This window comes from Xanthomonas sp. NCPPB 3442 (assembly GCF_056725145.1).
Map to the genome: position 1 here is coordinate 547,114 of NZ_CM161514.1, position 17,550 is coordinate 564,663.

Sequence of the window (17,550 nt, forward strand, 5' to 3'; positions counted from 1 at the left end):
GTTGAGGGGTGACACACCCTCTCGAACGCTGTAGTGCGTGGTCGGGTCGTTCTGGTGCCGCTAAGGCCGGATCAGTCGGGTGCGCGGTGCCCTCACCGCTCGCGGGATACGCCGTGAACCCGTCCATGGGGCTCGACGGCGGCATCCATGCCGCCAACGGGCCCGCAATCGGTGAGGACACCGCACCAGAACGTTGGCTGGTGGTGTTGTTGAAAGCAGTGCACATCGACCATCTTGATGGCGCACGCGCAAGCGCCTTGCAGCCACACCGGAGATCATCCGCGCTTGGCCATGCATGCGATCGACTGCATTCTCGTGTCATTGCGCTCCGGTGTTGGTCGCACGCTTGTAAACTATGTGTCATCTACCGTTGCAAGGCCTCACCGTGAATCCGATGCGCATCCTGCTGTTGTCTGCCTGCCTGTTTGTAGGAGGTGTGGCGCAGGCCGCCAACGATCTGCCGGGCGGTGGCATCGATGCCGAGGCATTGTCGCGTCACGTGCGCTTGCTGGCGTCGGACGAATTCGAAGGGCGCGCGCCGGCCAGCGCCGGTGAGCAGCGCACGGTCGATTACCTGGTCGAGCAATTCAAGGCGGCTGGCCTGGAGCCAGGCGGCGAGCAGGGCAGCTGGACCCAGGCCGTGCCGCTGGTGCGCGCGCAGGTGGATGGCCCGGTGCGCGCAAGCCTGCGCGTCGGGGGCACGACCCAGGCGCTGGTCAATGGCAACGATGTGACCCTGCAAAGCCTGCGTCCGCAGCAGGCGGTCGCGTTGAAGAACGCGCCACTGGTCTTCGTCGGCTACGGCATCAGTGCGCCAGAGCGCCAATGGGACGACTACAAGGGCGTGGACCTGCGCGGCAAGATTGCGGTGGTGCTGATCAACGATGCCGATTTCGAATCGCCGCAGCCGGGCGCATTCGACGGCAAGGCCGTGACCTATTACGGCCGATGGACCTACAAGTACGAAGAGGTGGCGCGGCGCGGTGCGGCCGGGGTATTGATCGTGCACGAGACGGCGCCGGCGGCGTATGGCTGGGCCACGGTGCAGAGCTCGGGCATGTCGCCGTTGTTCGACATCGAGCGCAGCGATGCCGATGCCCGCGCGCAGCACGTGCCGGTGCGCGGCTGGATGCAGCGTGCATTGGCGGTGTCGTTGTTCAAGCAGGCCGGCCTGGATTTCGAACAGGCCAAGGCGCGTGCGCAGCAGCGCGACTTCGCGCCCGTGGCACTGGGCGATGCGGCGTTGTCGGTGAATTTCAAGCTCAAGCGCGAGCGTGTGGTGACGCATAACGTGGTGGCCAAACTCACCGGCAGCCGGCATCCGGATGAGACGGTGATTTTCTCCGCGCACTGGGATGCATTCGGGATCGGCAAGGCCGATGCCGGTGGCGATACGATTCGACGCGGCGCCGTGGACAACGCCACCGGCGTGGCCAGCGTGCTGGAACTGGCGCGCGTGTTCGCAGCCGGCCCCAAGCCGCAGCGCTCGTTGTACTTCATTGCGTTGACTGCCGAAGAAAAAGGCCTGCTCGGCGCCAATTACTACGCCGCGCATCCGCTGGCGCCGTTGGACAAGACCGTGGCCGTGCTCAACATGGAAATGTTCAGCCCCGATGGCCCGACCCGCGACATCGCCTCGTGGGGACGTGGGCGGGTGTCGCTGGAAGGCGATCTGGAAACCGCCGCCAAGGCGCGTGGTCGCAGCTATTTGCCTGATCCGAATCTGGAAGCAGGCTTCTTCTACCGCGCCGATCATTTCGCGTTCGCGCGCATGGGTGTGCCGGCGATCACCGCCGGCCCCGGCCTGGACATGCTCGACGGCGGCGTCGCGGCAGGCAAGGCACTGCGCGAAAAGTATTTCGCCGATTGCTACCACCAGCCGTGCGATCGCTGGACCCCGCAATGGGATGCCAGCGGCCATGCCGCCGATACCACGCTGGTGTACGACGTGGGCGTGGCGCTGGCCAATGGCCGGCAGTGGCCGAGCTGGCAGGATGGCTCGGAATTCAAGGCGATCCGTGCCAAGAGCGATGCGGTGCGCAAGTAAGCGCGCAGGAGCGAGAGGGCGCCGTGCCCTCGAGAGAGGCCAAGCGCAGCGACCAAGACGACTGCGCTGATCGCCAGACGGGCGCAGCTGGATTCGATGCGGCCTGTGCGCTCGTACATTCGGGGTCCTGCACGCTGTCCATGCGCATCGGATGACTGAGCGCTACGCCAAGCGAACGCAGCCGCTGCCCGGTGGCCTGCATTTGCTTGTGCGTGTGCGGATCCCGCGCGCCGTCCACGCTCATCAGACGGCCGCTCGGGATGTTTGTCGTTGCTCGGTACACAGGCTGGCGTTGTGATCAACGCCATGGCATTGAACGACTGCGTATAGGCGTGCCTACGGCTTGGCGGCGTTGGGTGAGTTGCCGCCGCCGGCACGCGTGCTTTTGTCGCCGCCGCTGCACGGATAGCGCTTTGCCAGCGCCTGGACGATCAAGTCGGGTGCGGCCTGGGCCTGGCGTGTATCGGGCAGCGCGCCGATATCGGCGATGACCGCCTGCAGATCGGGCGAGCCGGTGCTGCCCGCCGGCATGCACCAGCCGGTGCGATAGCTGGCGCTGGCGACGCCGAGCAGATACGCACCGGCGCGGCTGGCTGAAACAAGCACCTTGAACTCGCGTTGCTCCGGCGCGGTGATTTCTGGCGCAAGCGATCCGTCCAGTCCGGCGTCGATCAGCTTGCGGCCGCTGAGTTCCCACGGCTCGGGGGCACGCGCCGATGCCGTGGCGGACGTTGCGAATAAGGCGGCCAGGGCCAGCCAGCGAAGAGGGTGCTGCATCTGCACGCTCGGATGCGGTGGGAAGTGCACCATAGCGCGACCGAGGTGCGGCGTGGGCTTTGGCATGTGCTCTAGAATCGAAGGTTCCGCTGCACTGCCTGGCACTGTTCCGATGTCTTCCTCTCACGATGCTGCCGCGCCTGCGCGCAGCGGGTTAGTCGTTCTCGCCTTGTTGCTGGTCTACGTGGTGTGGGGCTCGACCTATCTGGCGATCCGCTTTGCGCTGGAAGGTGGCGCGCAGCCGCTGACGATGGTGTCCGGCGCACGTTTCATCGTCGCCGGTAGCGTGCTCTACAGCGTGCTGCGCTGGCGCGGTGTGGCGGCGCCAACGCGCGCGCAGTGGAAGAACGTGGCGCTGATGGGTGCGGCGTTGCTGCTGCTCGGCAACGGCATGGTGGTGCTGGCCGAGCGCAGCGTGTCGTCCGGGCTGGCCGCCACGGCGGTGGCGTCGGTGCCGTTGTGGATGGCCTTGTTCGGCGCATTGCGCGGGCAGCATGCCAGCGGCGGCGAATGGCTGGGCATCGTGATCGGCTTTGTGGGCGTGGTGTGGCTCAACGCCGGCAGCAGCCTGACCGCGACGCCGGTTGGCTTGGTGTTGCTGCTGATCGCACCGATCGGCTGGGCATTCGGGTCGGTGTGGTCGCGCGGGCGCGATCTGCCTTCGCCGTTCATGACCGCTGCCGGGCAGATGGTGTGCGGCGGCGTGCTGCTGGTCAGTACCGGCCTGCTGATCGGCGAGCGCCCGCAGGTGTGGCCGAGCCCGCAAGGACTGCTGGCGGTGGCGTACCTGTGCGTGTTCGGCTCGATCGTGGCGTTTACCGCCTACGTGTGGCTGCTGCATCACGTGCGTCCTGCGCTCGCCGGTAGCTACGCCTACGTCAACCCGGTGATTGCGGTCAGCCTGGGTGCCTGGTTGGGCCATGAGCGCTTCAGCGCGCAGGACATCGGTGCGATGGCGGTGATTCTGGCCGGCGTGCTGGTGGTCACCTTCGCCAAGGCGCGGCGATGAGCGCGGTGTCGTCGCAGGAAGCACGCCGCGGGTTGTTGATCACCGCCTCCACCTTCGTGCTGTGGGGGCTGGTGCCGGTGTACTGGCATCTGCTCAAGGCGGTGCCGTCGCTGCAGATCATCGCCCACCGCATCGTGTGGAGCACGGTGCTGGTGGTGGCCTGGCTGCTGGCGAGCTCGGGCCTGCGTTGGTGGCGCAGCATCGCGGCGCAGCCCCGCGCGCTGCGCATGCTGGCCGGCAGCAGCGTGGCGATCGCGTTCAATTGGGGCCTGTACATCTGGGCGATCAACGCCGGGCATGTGATCGAGGCCAGCCTGGGATACTTCATCAACCCGCTGCTGAGCGTCTTGCTGGGCGTGCTGGTGTTGAAAGAGCGCCTGCGCCGCATCCAGTGGGTGGCGGTGGCCTGCGCGGCAGCGGGCGTGCTGTGGCTGACCATCGATGCCGGCGCGCCGCCGTGGATTGCGTTGGGGCTGGCGGTGTCCTTCGGTATTTACGGGCTGCTGCGCAAATTGGTGGCGGTGGATCCGGTGGCCGGGCTGGGCGTGGAAAGCGTGTACCTGTTCGTGCCGGCGTTGCTGCTGGCGGCGTGGGGCGAGCAGGGCCACGGCGGCGCGTTCCTGAGCGGCTGGAGCCTGCGGACCGACGCGATGCTGATCTTCGGTGGCGTGGTGACGGCGCTGCCGTTGATCGGTTTCGCCTACGGTGTGCGGCGCATTCCGCTGTCGTTGGTGGGCATCCTGCAATACATCGCGCCGAGCCTGCAGTTGCTGCTGGGCGTGTGGTTCTTCCACGAGCCGTTCGATCAGGGGCGCGCGATGGGCTTTGCCGCGATCTGGGTGGGTTTGCTGTTATTTGTCGGCGACAGCGTGGTGCGGTCGCGGCAGCCGGTGCTGACGCGCTAAGTCAGCCACCCTGCACGCAGTGCGTGTGGCATTCATCAGTGCGATCGCTTCGCGTCAGCGTGCGCGATTGCCGTGCTCAACTCTGCGGCATCGCCAGGGGGTTGGTTACGGCCAGCGTGGACGCGGGCAGCGCCTGCGGTGCAGGGCAATGGCTGGGGTCTTGGTGCACCTGTGCCAGCCATTGGTCGATCGGCCCGCCGAGCACGTCCAGCCGTAGCGGCAGGCTCAAATGGTTTTCGCCCGGCAGTTCGAGGTAATGCGCACGCGCGCTGGCCAGGGCCAGTGCGCGGCCATGCGCCACCGGAATGTGCTGATCGGCATCGCCGTGCAACAGCAGCACGCAGCTGCGCGTGTCGGCCAGGGCGTGCGCGACATCGACACGGTCCAGGTCCAGCTTGAGCTGGGTGTCGGCCGCTGCAATCACCGCGTCGATATTCTGGTCGGCATAGCGCCAGCGTGCATACGCCGCCACCGCCCGCCCACGCCACCCGTGCGGCTGGCTGGCGAGCAGGTGCGGCACCATGTCGCGGATGCCTCGCCCGGCATTGGCGAAGGATTCCATCGCCACCACGCCGGTTACGCGCGGGCCGAGTTTGTCGGCCGTAAACAGCGCGGTGGCCGCGCCGTAGGAAATGCCGAACAGATACAGCGGCCCGCGGATTTCGCCGCGTGGTTGCAGGGCGTCGAGCACATCGATGACGTCGTCGGACTCGCGCGTGCCGTAGCCGGACGGCCCGCCGCCGGAATGACCATGGTTGCGCAGATCGATGGTGACCACGCGGTAGCCGGCCTGCGCAAGCTGCAGCGACCAGGGCAGCAGCGAGTCGCCATCCATCATCCAGCCGTGCAGCAGCACCACCGTGCCGCGCGGCGCCGGCGGTTTGGCAGTCGGTGCCTTGAAACTGAAATCCACATCCAGCGCATGCGCCGGGTCACTGCGCTGCCCCGTGTAGCGATAGTGCATGGCGTACTGGCCGGGGTCGATCGCGCGCCAGAAGATCGGCACGCCATCGCGCGTCACCACATGCCCGCTGCGATTGGGCACCGTGGCGATGGTGGCGGCAATGCGTTCTTCGTCCAGCAGCGGCGAGGTACCACCGGGCGCAACCAGGCGCTCGCTGAGCGAGGTCGAAGAAGAGGAGCAGCCGGCCAGCCACAGGCAGGCGCAGACCAGCAGAAGCAGGCGCGTCATGGCGATCGATCGATGGAGCAAACGGCCGAGCAGGCTACGGCCTGCCCGGCTGGCGCATCTACCGCACTGCGGTGACAGAACCATGACAGCCTGCAATACGTTCAGCCGCCGCCGTGCGCTTTGCCGCGGCTGTCACCATTCCCGATTCCCGGCGGGCCAAGGCCCGCCTACACCTCACGCAGCGCCGTGGTAATCGGCAGACGCGCCGCACGCAGCGCGGGAAACAGTCCGCCCACCAGGCCGATGCCCAGCGCCCACTTCAGCCCGCTCCAGAGCAGCTCCGGCGAGACCTTGAACTGGAAGACCACCTGGCTGAAGTTGCTGCCCAGCGTGGAGACGGTGTAGCCGTTGAACACCGCCCAGGCGATCGCGCCGCCCAGCAGCCCGCCCAGCAATGCCAGCAGCATGGTTTCCAGCATCAGCGCCATGATCACCGGCGTGCCGCGAAAGCCGATCGCACGCATGGTGGCGATCTCGCGCGCGCGCGTGGCCACCGCCGCATACATGGTGTTGAGCGCGCCGAATACCGCGCCCACTGCCATGATCGCCCCGATCACCGTGCCCAAGATGTTGATCAGCTTGTTCAGGCCGCCGCCCTGTTTGCCGTAGTAGGCGCGGGTGGTTTCCACATCCAGCTTGAGCCGCGGATCGGCGGCCATGGCGGTCTTGAACGCGCTGAAGCCTGCCTTGCCGTTGGTGCGCACGCTGATCGACTGATAGGCACTGCGGTTGTAGGTGGTGGCCAGCGTCTGCGCGTCGGTCCACAACTCCGAATCGTGCGCATCGCCGGAGGCGAACACGCCCACCACCGTCCACTGCTGGCTGCCAAGCGTGAGGGTCTTGCCCAGCTCCAGTCCGCGGAACTGGTTCAACGCGCCCTTGCCCACCACCATTTCGCGCAGGCCGGTGTTGAAGCGGCGGCCCTGCACGATCTTGACCTTGTCATGCACGGCCCAGGCCTGTTCGCCCACGCCACGCAGTTGTGCGTTGACGTCGGTGCCGTCGGAGCGGGAGGCGATGTTCACCACTTGCGACAATTCCGGCGACAGCATCGGGCGGCCATTGGCATCGGCGGCAATGCCGGGAAGGCTGCCGATCAGCGGCACCAGGTCGCGGGTAATCACCGAGTTGGTTTCCGCCTGCGAACCGCCGCGCAGGACGATCGCGGTGGTGTCGTCGCCGGTGCTGTTGAGCGTGGCCTGAAAGCCCTGGCCCATTGCCAGCATCGCCACCAGCACGCCGACCACGCCGGCAATGCCGACCACGATCACCGAGCTGGACCCCCAGCGCTGCGGCAGCGTGGCGATGCCGATGCGTGCGGCCGCCAGCGAAAGCCTGCCGCTGCGTGTGGCCACCAGCCACACCGCCAGCAATCCACCGATCGGCAGCAGCACCATCCACGGCAGTGCGATCCAGGCCGCCAGCCCGATTGCCAGCAGCACGACCGACAGCGCGTTGACCCCACGATCTTTCCATTTGCGTTGCATGTGCATGCTCCTGTCAGCGGCCGGCGAGTGCATCGACGATCTTCAAGCGCTGCGCGCGTAATGCCGGCAGCACACCCACCACGATGCCGATGCCGGCCATCAGCCCGACCGCGACAAGCCAGGTCTGCAGCGGCACGGTCTGGGTCGGCATCAGGCCGCCGCTGCGCGCTGCAACCGCCGGGATCACCAGCGCCGCCAGCCCCATGCCGATCAGCCCGCCCAGGCCGATCAGCAACATCGACTCCACCATCACCAGGCTCAGCACGGTGCGGTCCTGAAAGCCCAGCGTCTTGAGCGTGGCCAGCTCCGGAATCCGCTCGCGCACGGCCTGTGCCATGGTGTTGCCGGTCAGCAGCAGCAAGGTGAAAAACACCGCGGCCATGATCGAGGTGACGATCAAGCCGATATCGGCAAACTGCTTGACGAAGGCTTGCTGAAATGCCGATTCGGTCTGCGACTTGGTTTCATGGTCGGAGTTGGCCGACAACGCATCGATGGCCTGCGCCACGCGCGATGCCTGGTCGGCGTTGCGCAACGTCACCGTGTACCAACTCACCCTGCTTTTGATGTAGTCGTTGGACTCGTCGAAGTACTTCCAGTTCATCATCAACTGGCGTTCCTGGTTGGCGGCCACGGTGCGGTCTTTCATGCGGAAGATGCCGACCAGTTGCAGCGGCCAGTCGTTGCTGCCGCCGCGCGGAAAGATGGTGGCCTGCAGCGGAATGGTGTCGCCGATCTTCCAGCCATTTTCCTTGGCCAGGCTTTCGCCAACGATCGCGCCGGTGCGTGTGGTCTGGAACGCCTTGAGCTGGTCCTTGGGCAACTGGTATTCGCTGTACACATCGAAGAAATTGGGCGCCACCGAAAAATTCGGGAAAAAGTTCTTCGGGTCGCGGTAGATGCCGCCGAACCACATTGCCGAGGTCACATCGCGCACGCCCGGCACGCTGCGGATCTGGTTTTCCAGATTGATCGGCAGCGATTGGGTGATCGACAAGCGCGATGCCACCACCAGCCGGTCCACGCCGCTGACGCTGCCGCCGGAGGTAAAGGCCACGCGCACCGAATCGAGCATGCCGAACAATAAAAACGCCGCGACCACCGAGAGCAAGGTCAGCAAGGTGCGGGTCTTGCTGCGGAACAACTGCGCCCATACCAGCGAGAGATACTTCATGGCAGCGCTCCCTTACAGTGCAAGCGGCGCATCGGCCAGCTCGCCCTTGTCCAGATGGATGGTGTGGGTGGCGTATTCGGCGGCCTTGGGGTCGTGGGTGACCATCACGATGGTCTTGCCGTGTTCGCGATTGAGTTCCTGCAGCAGGCGCAGGATTTCTTCGGCATTGTGGCGGTCCAGATCGCCGGTGGGTTCGTCGCAAATCAGGAAGGTGGGATCGGAGACGATCGCGCGCGCGATCGCCACGCGTTGCTGCTGGCCGCCGGACAATTCGCTGGGCTTGTGGTTGCGACGCTCCTGCAGGCCGACCAGGGTCAATGCGATCTCGGCATTGCGCTTGCGTTGGGCGGCATTGAGCGAGGTGAGCAGCAACGGCAGCTCCACGTTCTTCTGCGCGGTGAGCATCGGCATCAGGTTGTAGAACTGGAACACGAAACCGACGTGGTGACTGCGCCAGGTCGCCAGCTGCCCGCCGCTCATGCGGTCGATGCGCTCGCCTTCGATCTCGATCTCGCCGCCGCTGGGGCTGTCCAGCCCGCCGATCAGGTTCAGCAAGGTGGTCTTGCCGGAGCCAGACGGCCCCATCAGTGCGACGAAGTCGCCGCTGGCAATGTCCAGATCGATGCCGTGCAGCACCTGCACCTGCTCGGGGCCGCGTTGGTAGGTCTTGGTGATGTTGCGCAAACTGACGAGAGCGGACATGGCAACTCCTGGCGGTGCGATGGAAGAGGTGACAGCAGCGCGCAGAGCGACTGCGGATGTTGTGCGGCACTGCAGTAACACGATGAGCTGAAATGCGATGAAGCGATGGGGCGAGTGCAGGCAAAGGCATCGGCTGCTGTGGCGGCACCTGTGCGGCGCACGCCGCCGATGCCTGAAACGTGCCTGCGACGACAACGGCTGAGATATCGACGAACATCGCAACTGCAGATACGCAAGCACAGCCGATACCGCGTTACTGGATTTCACCGGCGTTCCTCGCAGCGCGACGCAGGCGCCTGCGTCGCTGCCGTTTCAATCAAACGCGCTTTCGGTATTCCCCTGAGTGGTGACCGCCTGCGCTGTGTTGGTTGTGCGTTATTCGGCAGCGTCCGGCGCTGCTTCGGTCACCTTGTCGCCATCGTTCAAGGTTTGCGGCGGATTCAGTACCACGCTGTCGCCTGCGGCCAGGCCGGAGAGCACCTGCCTGTCTTCGCCCATCACCGTGCCGGTAGTGACGGCATGCGCGCTGACGGTGTTGTGCTCGCCGACCACGAACGCGACCGTGCGCGTGTCGCGCTCCACCAGCGCGGCGGCCGGGACGCGCACGCCCTGCGGCTTGGCTGCTTGCTGCGGTTTGGCCTGCTCCAGAAAGCTGACCCGGACACCCATCTCCGGCACGATGCGCGGGTCCTTGACCTTGAGCGCCACGCGCACTTTCACCGTGGCCTTGCCGCGGTCTGCGGTGGGGATGATGGCGATGACCTCGCCTGGAATCTTCCATTCCGGGTAGGCATTGAGCACCGCTTCCACCGGCATCTTGGGTTGCACGCGGCCGATGTAGGACTCGCCCACTTCCACCTCGATTTCCAGCGATTCCATGTCCACGATGGTGCCGATACCGGTGCGGGTGAATCCGCCGCCGGCCGACAACGGCGAGACGATTTCGCCCGGCTGCGCCGCCTTGGCCGTCACTACGCCGGCAAACGGCGCGCGCACCACATTGAAGTCAGAGCGGATACCGGCAATGGCCAGTTGGTCGGAGGCGACCTGCACATTGCGCTGCGCGTTCTGCAGCTGGGCGCGCAAGGCATCGCGCTGCGCAATGGCCTGGTCGTATTGCGAGCGCGACACCAGCTGCGCACCCACCAACGACTGCAGGCGCGTGGCATCGGCGTTGGCTACCGCCAGTTGCGCCTGCATGTTGTCGACCTGGCTGCGTGCGGCCGACAACTGCGAGGCCGACAAGCTGCGCTGCGCAACGGCATCGAGCGGGTCGAGTGTGGCCATCACCTGGCCCTGTTCGACGCGCATGCCTTCTTCGATCATCACCTCGCGCACCTTGCCGGTGACTTGCGCCGACACCGTGGCCATGCGTCGTGCCACCACATAGCCGGAGGCGTCCAGCACCGATGCGCTGCTGCTGCCGGCGCTGATCGCCACCACCGGCGCGGTCTGCACCTGCACCACCGGGCGGCGCGTGAACCACCACGCGGCGGCGGCCAGCACGATGACGAGGATCACTGCGGCGAGGATCCAGCCGGTACGGCGGGCGGGCGGCGGCGTGGCAGGGCGCTGGCGGTCGATGCGGAGTTGCTTGAGCAGATCGGCGGAAGTGTTCATCGATGACCAGGACGGAAGGCTGCGCGAAATGTGACGGTCTGCAGGCGATGCCGCAAGCTGCCGGAAGTCACCAACTGCGGTGCGGCGACGAACGGTCGATGCGCCGATGCCACCGCCAGCTGGTGCGCAGCATGCAGTCAGCGCGGCGCGCTCACCAGTGACAGCTGTCATCTGCACACCATGACACCGGCAACTGGTGCACCAGCGCTGCGGCAGGCCATGCTGGCGGCTCCTCCGGCAATCCGCTAACGGCATGCTTCCTTTGCATTTGCAGACTGCACGTATCTGGCTTGCGCTTGCGCAGGCCAATCGCAACCCCGGTGGGCGATCGCATCGCAGCAAGCACCGGGAGCATGCATGAGGCCGCTCACCCGTATCGTCCTGCACGCAGCCGCACGCAGGCGGGCCCGGCAGTGGCAGAATCCGCTCATCCACACGGACCTTCGCTGATGCGCCCCCGGTTTCCCGCATGGCTTCGCCCCGCCGCCAGTTCGCAGGTTGCCGCGCGGCTGGCGCAGGGCCAATCGCCGTGGATGGACAGCGTGCACCTGCTGTGGTCGGCCTGGGTATTCGTGGTGCCGGTGTTTTCTGCGCGGGGCTACGACAGGACCTGGCTGTTGTGCACGCTGCTCTCGTATCCGGTTTTTCTGCTGCTGTACGCACGCATGTTGCTGGCGCCACGCGGCACCTTGTATCGCTACGCCTGGGCGATGGCGGTGATGAGTGCCGCCTTGTTGCCGGTGTATTCGTCGGGCATCAGCTACTTCATCTTTGCCTGCCTGAGCTTGCGTCCCTCCACGCGGCCTGGGTTGTGGCGGCACTTTGCGATGTTGCTGCTGATGAACGCGTTGTACCTGAGTTGGGCGCACTGGCTCGGGTTGAGCATGCAGGCGCTGGTGTGGATGCCGGTGACGGTACTGGGCATGGCCGCCGTGGGCGCGGTGTACAGCATCAACGAACGCAAGGACGCGTTGCTGCGCTTGTCGCAGGACGAAGTTCGTCGTCTGGCGGCCACTGCCGAACGCGAGCGCATCGGCCGCGACCTGCACGATCTGCTTGGCCATACCTTGTCGCTGGTGGCGCTCAAATCCGATCTGGCTGCGCGCCTGATCGAGCGCGACCCGCAGGCCGCACGCAACGAGATCGACGCGGTGGCGCAGGTCTCGCGCGAGGCGTTGGCGCAGGTACGGCGCGCGGTCACCGGCATCCGTGCTGCCGGCCTGGTTGCCGAACTGGCATCGGCGCGGGTGCTGCTGGACCTGGACGGCATTGCGCTGGAGCAACAGCTGGAGCCGCTGGCCTTGCCGCCCGAGCACGAAACCGCGCTTGCGCTGGTGGTGCGCGAGGCGGCCACCAATGTGCAGCGCCACGCGCAGGCAAGACGCGTGCGTGTGCAACTGCGCGCGCACGGCGATCAGGCGGTGCTGGAGATCACCGACGACGGCCGCGGCGGCGTGATCGTGCCGGGCAACGGCCTGGACGGCATGCGCGCACGCCTGCACGGCCTGGGTGGCGCGCTGGATGTGCAGGCCTTGCCGCGCGGCATGCGATTGCGCGCCAGTGTGCCGTTGCCGTTGCCGTTGCCGCGGCCTGCGGTTGTCCCCGCAACGCCGCCGGTGATGCCGCAGCCGCTCTAACGCGCCCCGGTTGCGCTGCCAAGTGCACGGCATGCGTCGGCGCTGTTATCGTGCGCAACCGTTGCATGCATGCGAGCGCGACCGATGATCCGGGTGTTGTTGGCGGAAGACCAAGCCTTGCTGCGTGGCGCGCTGGTGGCCTTGCTCGGGCTGGAGGACGATATTGCGGTGGTCGGCAGCGCCGGCGATGGCGAAAGCGCGTGGCGCGAACTGCAGCGCCTGCAGCCGGACGTGCTGGTCACCGATATCGAGATGCCTGGCCTGACCGGGCTGGAACTGGCGCAGCGGATCCAGCGCCAGGCGTTGCCGGTACGGGTCATGATCGTCACCACGTTCGCGCGTCCGGGATTTTTGCGCCGTGCCCTGGATGCCGGCGTGGCCGGGTATCTGCTCAAGGATGCGCCGGCCGAACAGCTGGTCGATGCGTTGCGGCAGGTGCACCGCGGCGGGCGGGTGATCGACCCGCAGCTGGCCCTCGATGCGTGGGTGGAAGCAGACCCCTTGAGCGAACGCGAACGGACTGTGCTGCGGCTGGCCGGCGAAGGCCGCTCCGCCAGCGAGATCGCCCAGCAGTTGCAGCTCTCGCACGGCACGGTGCGCAATTACCTGTCCGAATGCATCGGCAAACTGGGCGTGGCCAATCGCATCGAAGCCTACCGCCTGGCGCGGCAGAAGGGCTGGTTGTAGTGCAGCCAGTCGATGGTTTGCGTGTGCGGGAAGCTGACGTTTTCGGGGTGCGGGATTGCATGCAGGTGCGCCGCGCCTAATCGACGCGACCGCACTACAAAGCCGCCATCGACGACGGTGCATCGGTTGCTTCATCCGCCAATCTGCAGCTATTCCAAACGCGTGCGAAGGCATGCGATTTGCACCCAGGTACACTGCACAGCATCGAAAAACACGGCGAGCGATGCATGAAATCTCTGTGGCTGTCGGGCCTGCTATGGATATGCGTCTTCAATGCGTCCGCCGAGCAATTCAAGATATTGGTGGCTGCCATTCCCAACCAGTATCACCACGACTATATCCCCGTGGCCAAGCCGCAATTCGAAGCGATGGCGCGCAAGCATTATGTCCAGATGGTGTGGGCGTGGAATGCCAAGGCGTTCGATGGCGACCTGTCGCAATACGCGGCCATCGTGTTGCTCAATACGCCGGCCACCGATCTCGACCCGGCGCAGCGGGCCAACTTCCAAAAATACGTGCGTAACGGCGGCGGCGTGGTCGCGGTGCACAAGGCCTTTGCGATCAAGCGCGGTGAATGGGAGTGGTACGACCACATGATCGGCCGCTCGTTCCGCACCCATCCGTACATGCAAACGGCGATGGTGGATGTGGCCGACGCCAATTTCCCGGCTACTGCCGGCCTGCCCAAGCGCTGGGTGTGGAGCGACGAATGGTACGAATACGATCCGCCCTACAGCGACGACTTGGTCACGCTACTCACCGTCGACGAACGCAGTTATGACCCCACCTTGATCTGGCCAGGACAGGTCGCCAAGGGCATGGGCCAACAGCACCCGGTGGCGTGGTACCACCACTTCGAAGGTGGCCGCATCTTCGCCACTGCGCTGGGCCATCTGGCCGAAGCCTATAACGACCCGCGCTATCTGGAGCATTTGTACGGTGGAATTTATTGGGCGGCCACCGGCAAGGGCATCGAATCATCGGCGCCAGCGGCCAAAACAAAACGCCAGCGTTAGGCACCAGCCCCTCTCCCCGGCGGGAGAGAGGTGGGTAAGGCGACGGGCGAGGCCGGCCGCGTGGGCCTACTTCAATCGGCTGCGCCCGCATCCTCGTCCGCCCCTGCGGGGCACCTTCTCCCCCATGAAGGGCAGACGATGTCCCATGGAGAAGGAACTGCGTGCTGCCACTGTGTGCCGATCCTCTGCCGAGCCGCGTCAGCCCACCATCAACCGCGACCCCATCACCGCGCAGACCGCTCTCCACGCGCCATGCTGGAAAACACCCCGTCGCGGCGTACCCAGGCGTGAAACAACGCCGCGCTCAGATGCCCCAGCACGGTGGCAAATAACAGATACGCCAGCCAGCCATGCGCGCTGCGCAGCCAGGCATACAGTGCAGGGTCGTGTGGTGCGATCGCCGGCAGGTTCGCACCTGGCCACAGCACGATCGGGTAGGCGCCGGCCGACAGCATCGCCCAGCCGATCAACGGCATGCCCAGCATCAATGCATACAGCAGCCAATGCGAGGCAATCGCGGCAGCCCTTTGCCATGCCGGCAGATCGGCCGGCAGCGGCGGCGGGCGATGGCGCAGGCGGTTGATCAGGCGCAGCACCGCCAGGATCAGGATCGCGATGCCCAGCGGGCGATGCAGATCGATCAACCACGGCCGCTGCGTCACCGAGGCCACCATGCCCACGCCGACGAACAGCATGGTCAGGATCATCGCGGCCATCAGCCAGTGCAGCACGCGCGCTGGCAGATTGAAGTGGGTACGGCGGCTCATTGGCGTGCTCCCTGGCCGGTGGCGGCGCTGCCCGTGCCGTTGGCGATCTCGCGCTCGCGGCGGTTGAACGATTGCGAATACACCGACGAGCGCGCTGCCAGAATCGGGTCATTCGATGCGGCAAGGCCCTTGGGCAAAATCAACGGGTCGTAATTGAGATCGCGACACGGGCCGGTGGCCTGCGGCTGCGCACGCTCGATCGAGAGCGTGCCGGCAACGATCTGCTTGCGGCGTTCCGGCCACGGTTGCGACGGGTCGTCCACCGCATCGCCGGGCTCGGCGATGGTCAGCACCATGTCCCAACGCAGCGGCCCGTGCGCCAGCCGCGCGTCCAGGTCGGTGGCGAGAAAATCGCCATCGGCCTGCTTGCGTTGCGCGGCGCTCAGTTCCTTGAATGGCGTATGCGGGCGCATCGACCAGCGGATGTAGCGTTCGCGTCCGTCGGCGGCAATCGCGCGGAACGCATTGACGCCGTTGTATTGCGTATTGGCCCAGCTGTCCGACCACGGCGCAGTCTTGGCCCACTGCTGGAACTTGGCCGCTTCCGGATACTGCTTGCCGAACGCCGCCAGTTTTTCGGGGTCCGGCTTGCCGGTGGCCGGGTCTGGCTTGGAGGCCACGTTGAGCGCCTGAAAGCCGGCCGGCGTGGCGACCACGAAGAACGGGAAGCTGTTCATCGCCGTGCGCCATTCCTGCCCATCGTCGCTGCGCAACAGCAGCGCCATGCTGCGTACGCGCGCCTGCCCGTCCGGCCCGTGCGGGTCGCCGCCGCCGATCGACATGCGCCCCAGCACCGGCGTGCTGGGCTGGCTGAAGATGCGTGCCGACGACAGCCAGGTGGCCTTGCCGCTGGACTGGAATTGCCCGCTCACGCACACCCCTTTGGTATGCGCGCGGCGAAAGCCCGGATGCGGCGGCCCGCTGGATTCGATGGTGTCGGTCATGCGCGCGGCAGTGAGCCGGTCGCCACCGATCCAGCCGGCCGTCCAGGCAAACGCAAGCGCAACGCCGCCGGCAATGGCGGCAATCCCCAACAATGGCAGCACGGGGCGGCGCGCGCGCGGGGGCGAGGGAGGTGGCAACGTCATGGCTGGCTCCGGTGGTCGATACTGTGAGTGGTTGATACGAGTGAGACGACATGCGAGCCGCGTTATTCCCTCGTCCACCAACGACGGTGGCACGCACCGATCGCGGGAATAATCCACGCTCCAGTGCGTCTACCGTGTGATGCCACCACCACGCGCGCCAATGGATGCTCTGGACGATGACCAACTGCGCGCCGTGCTGCCGGCGCTGCGCCGCTTTGCGCGCTCGCTGAGCGGCGAGCCCGCCAGCGCCGACGATCTGGTGCAAGCCACACTGGAGCGCGCGCTGCGGCGGTGGCACACCCGGCATACCGCCGAAGCCCTGCAGCCCTGGCTGTTCGCCATCCTGTACCGGCAGTTTCTGGATGGGCAGCGGCGTGCCGCGCGCTGGCAGCGGGTCGTGGGCCTGTTCGCGCCGCAGCAGCCCAGCCAATCCGCGTCCGCTGAGCAGGTGCACGACGGCCGTGCCATGCTGGCCAGCCTTGCATCATTGCCGGCCGAACAACGCGCGTTGTTGCTCTTGGTCAGCGTGGACGGTTTCAGTTATCGCGAAGTGGCCGATACCCTCGGCATCCCGATCGGCACCGTGATGTCGCGCCTGTCGCGTGCGCGCGAACGCCTGCGTGCCGTGAACGAAGGCCAGGTGAATCACGCACCTGCATTGAGGATCCTGAAATGACCACCATGCCGCCCGACGAACACGCGCTGCACGCCTACGTCGATGGCCGCCTGACGCCGGAGCAACATGCAGCAGTGGCAGCCTGGCTGCAGGCACATCCCGCTCAGGCCGCGCGCGTGGCGGGCTGGAAGCGCGATGCCGAAGCGCTGCGTGCCGCACACGCCGGCCTGATGGCGGAGACTGGCGCCGTCGCCTTCACGCCTGCGGCGATTCGCCGTGGCTTGCAACAGCGCCGTCGTGCCGCGTTTGCCGTGGCCGCCAGTTGCGTGCTGGCACTTGGCCTGGGTACCGGGCTGGGCTGGCAGCTGCATGCGAGCCGGATCGCCAGCCAACGCGTGCCGATGGCCGATGCAGTGGCCGCCTACCGCCTGTTCGCCGATGCCGACGTGCATCGGGGCGTTGGGTTGGACGTGCAGCGCCGCGCCGAGTTGGAACCGTGGTTGCGCACGCATTTCGGCAACGCAGGCGCGGTGCCGGATCTGCGTGCGCAGGGGTATACGTTGCGCGGTGGGCAATTGCTGTCCACACCGGAAGGCGCGGCCGCGATGCTGGTCTACAGCGATGCCGACGGCGCACGCATTGGCCTGTATCTGCGTCCACGCAGCGGCCCGATGCCGACCGGCGAGCGCCGCGATGGCCGGCTGTTGGCGCAGTACTGGGCCGAAGGCGACACCGCATTCGCGCTGGTCGGCCCGGCGACGCAGACACGCATGCGCACGATCGCGCCATTGTTGCGTCGCCAGGGCTGACCAGCGCAGCGCAAGCG

The 17,550-nt window shown here is 66.4% G+C and carries 16 protein-coding genes; 8 read left to right on the top strand and 8 right to left on the bottom strand.

Annotated elements, in window-relative coordinates; genetic code table 11:
- Positions 1-394: 394 nt before the first annotated feature.
- A complete protein-coding gene (locus tag AC1POX_RS02375) occupies positions 395-2,047 on the top strand; it encodes a M28 family metallopeptidase (RefSeq protein ID WP_481108605.1) in 1,653 nt (550 codons plus the stop codon).
- Between the two features lie 336 nt (positions 2,048-2,383).
- On the opposite strand, the gene AC1POX_RS02380 is transcribed toward AC1POX_RS02375, so the two are convergent.
- The gene (locus AC1POX_RS02380; RefSeq protein ID WP_046932093.1) at positions 2,384-2,857 is read right to left on the bottom strand and encodes a Rap1a/Tai family immunity protein; all 474 of its coding nucleotides are present in this window, start codon (positions 2,855-2,857) and stop codon (positions 2,384-2,386) included.
- Between the two features lie 31 nt (positions 2,858-2,888).
- On the opposite strand from AC1POX_RS02380, the gene yedA reads away from it, so the two are divergent.
- Together yedA and rarD are read left to right on the top strand one after the other, a co-directional pair.
- A complete protein-coding gene (yedA, locus tag AC1POX_RS02385; RefSeq protein ID WP_031424669.1) occupies positions 2,889-3,833 on the top strand; it encodes a drug/metabolite exporter YedA in 945 nt (314 codons plus the stop codon).
- Entirely contained in the window at positions 3,830-4,738 is a 909-nt protein-coding gene (rarD, locus tag AC1POX_RS02390) for an EamA family transporter RarD (RefSeq protein ID WP_109290482.1), read from the top strand. The genes yedA and rarD overlap by 4 nt, the downstream gene beginning before the upstream one ends.
- Before the next feature lie 76 nt (positions 4,739-4,814).
- Here the strand turns inward: rarD and AC1POX_RS02395 are convergent, their stop codons facing one another.
- The 5 genes from AC1POX_RS02395 to AC1POX_RS02415 all read right to left on the bottom strand — a co-directional run bounded on the left by AC1POX_RS02395 (position 4,815) and on the right by AC1POX_RS02415 (position 10,913).
- Positions 4,815-5,930 carry an alpha/beta hydrolase family protein gene (locus AC1POX_RS02395; RefSeq protein ID WP_008574769.1) on the bottom strand — a complete coding sequence of 372 codons (1,116 nt, stop codon included), beginning with the start codon at positions 5,928-5,930 and terminating at the stop codon, positions 4,815-4,817.
- Positions 5,931-6,097: 167 nt separating this feature from the next.
- Positions 6,098-7,423: an ABC transporter permease gene (locus AC1POX_RS02400; RefSeq protein WP_029820629.1), complete on the bottom strand. Its 1,326-nt coding sequence runs from the start codon at positions 7,421-7,423 to the stop codon at positions 6,098-6,100.
- A gap of 7 nt (positions 7,424-7,430) precedes the next feature.
- Positions 7,431-8,591 (bottom strand): ABC transporter permease, encoded by a 1,161-nt coding sequence (locus AC1POX_RS02405; protein WP_014091324.1) that lies wholly within the window; start codon positions 8,589-8,591, stop codon positions 7,431-7,433.
- 12 nt (positions 8,592-8,603) lie between these two features.
- Complete coding sequence (locus AC1POX_RS02410) at positions 8,604-9,293, bottom strand: ABC transporter ATP-binding protein (RefSeq protein ID WP_014091323.1); 690 nt, start codon at positions 9,291-9,293, stop codon at positions 8,604-8,606.
- 375 nt (positions 9,294-9,668) lie between these two features.
- Positions 9,669-10,913 carry an efflux RND transporter periplasmic adaptor subunit gene (locus AC1POX_RS02415; RefSeq protein WP_372356705.1) on the bottom strand — a complete coding sequence of 415 codons (1,245 nt, stop codon included), beginning with the start codon at positions 10,911-10,913 and terminating at the stop codon, positions 9,669-9,671.
- A gap of 449 nt (positions 10,914-11,362) precedes the next feature.
- Between AC1POX_RS02415 and AC1POX_RS02420 the strand changes: the two genes are divergently transcribed.
- From AC1POX_RS02420 to AC1POX_RS02430, 3 genes are all read left to right on the top strand, one after another.
- Positions 11,363-12,550 (top strand): sensor histidine kinase, encoded by a 1,188-nt coding sequence (locus tag AC1POX_RS02420; protein ID WP_372356706.1) that lies wholly within the window; start codon positions 11,363-11,365, stop codon positions 12,548-12,550.
- An 84-nt stretch (positions 12,551-12,634) separates the two neighbouring features.
- Positions 12,635-13,237: a response regulator transcription factor gene (locus tag AC1POX_RS02425; protein WP_008574779.1), complete on the top strand. Its 603-nt coding sequence runs from the start codon at positions 12,635-12,637 to the stop codon at positions 13,235-13,237.
- 227 nt (positions 13,238-13,464) lie between these two features.
- Complete coding sequence (locus AC1POX_RS02430) at positions 13,465-14,253, top strand: ThuA domain-containing protein (protein WP_372356707.1); 789 nt, start codon at positions 13,465-13,467, stop codon at positions 14,251-14,253.
- Positions 14,254-14,477: 224 nt separating this feature from the next.
- Here the strand turns inward: AC1POX_RS02430 and AC1POX_RS02435 are convergent, their stop codons facing one another.
- The gene (locus AC1POX_RS02435; protein WP_280302886.1) at positions 14,478-15,020 is read right to left on the bottom strand and encodes a cytochrome b; all 543 of its coding nucleotides are present in this window, start codon (positions 15,018-15,020) and stop codon (positions 14,478-14,480) included.
- Positions 15,017-16,108 (bottom strand): catalase family peroxidase, encoded by a 1,092-nt coding sequence (locus AC1POX_RS02440; protein WP_011348897.1) that lies wholly within the window; start codon positions 16,106-16,108, stop codon positions 15,017-15,019. Before AC1POX_RS02440 ends, AC1POX_RS02435 begins: the two co-directional genes overlap by 4 nt.
- 160 nt (positions 16,109-16,268) lie before the next feature.
- Between AC1POX_RS02440 and AC1POX_RS02445 the strand changes: the two genes are divergently transcribed.
- Positions 16,269-16,784, top strand: coding sequence for an RNA polymerase sigma factor (locus AC1POX_RS02445; protein WP_008574784.1), 516 nt, complete (start codon positions 16,269-16,271; stop codon positions 16,782-16,784).
- Positions 16,781-17,533, top strand: coding sequence for an anti-sigma factor family protein (locus AC1POX_RS02450; protein WP_372356708.1), 753 nt, complete (start codon positions 16,781-16,783; stop codon positions 17,531-17,533). The genes AC1POX_RS02445 and AC1POX_RS02450 overlap by 4 nt, the downstream gene beginning before the upstream one ends.
- Positions 17,534-17,550 lie beyond the last annotated feature (17 nt).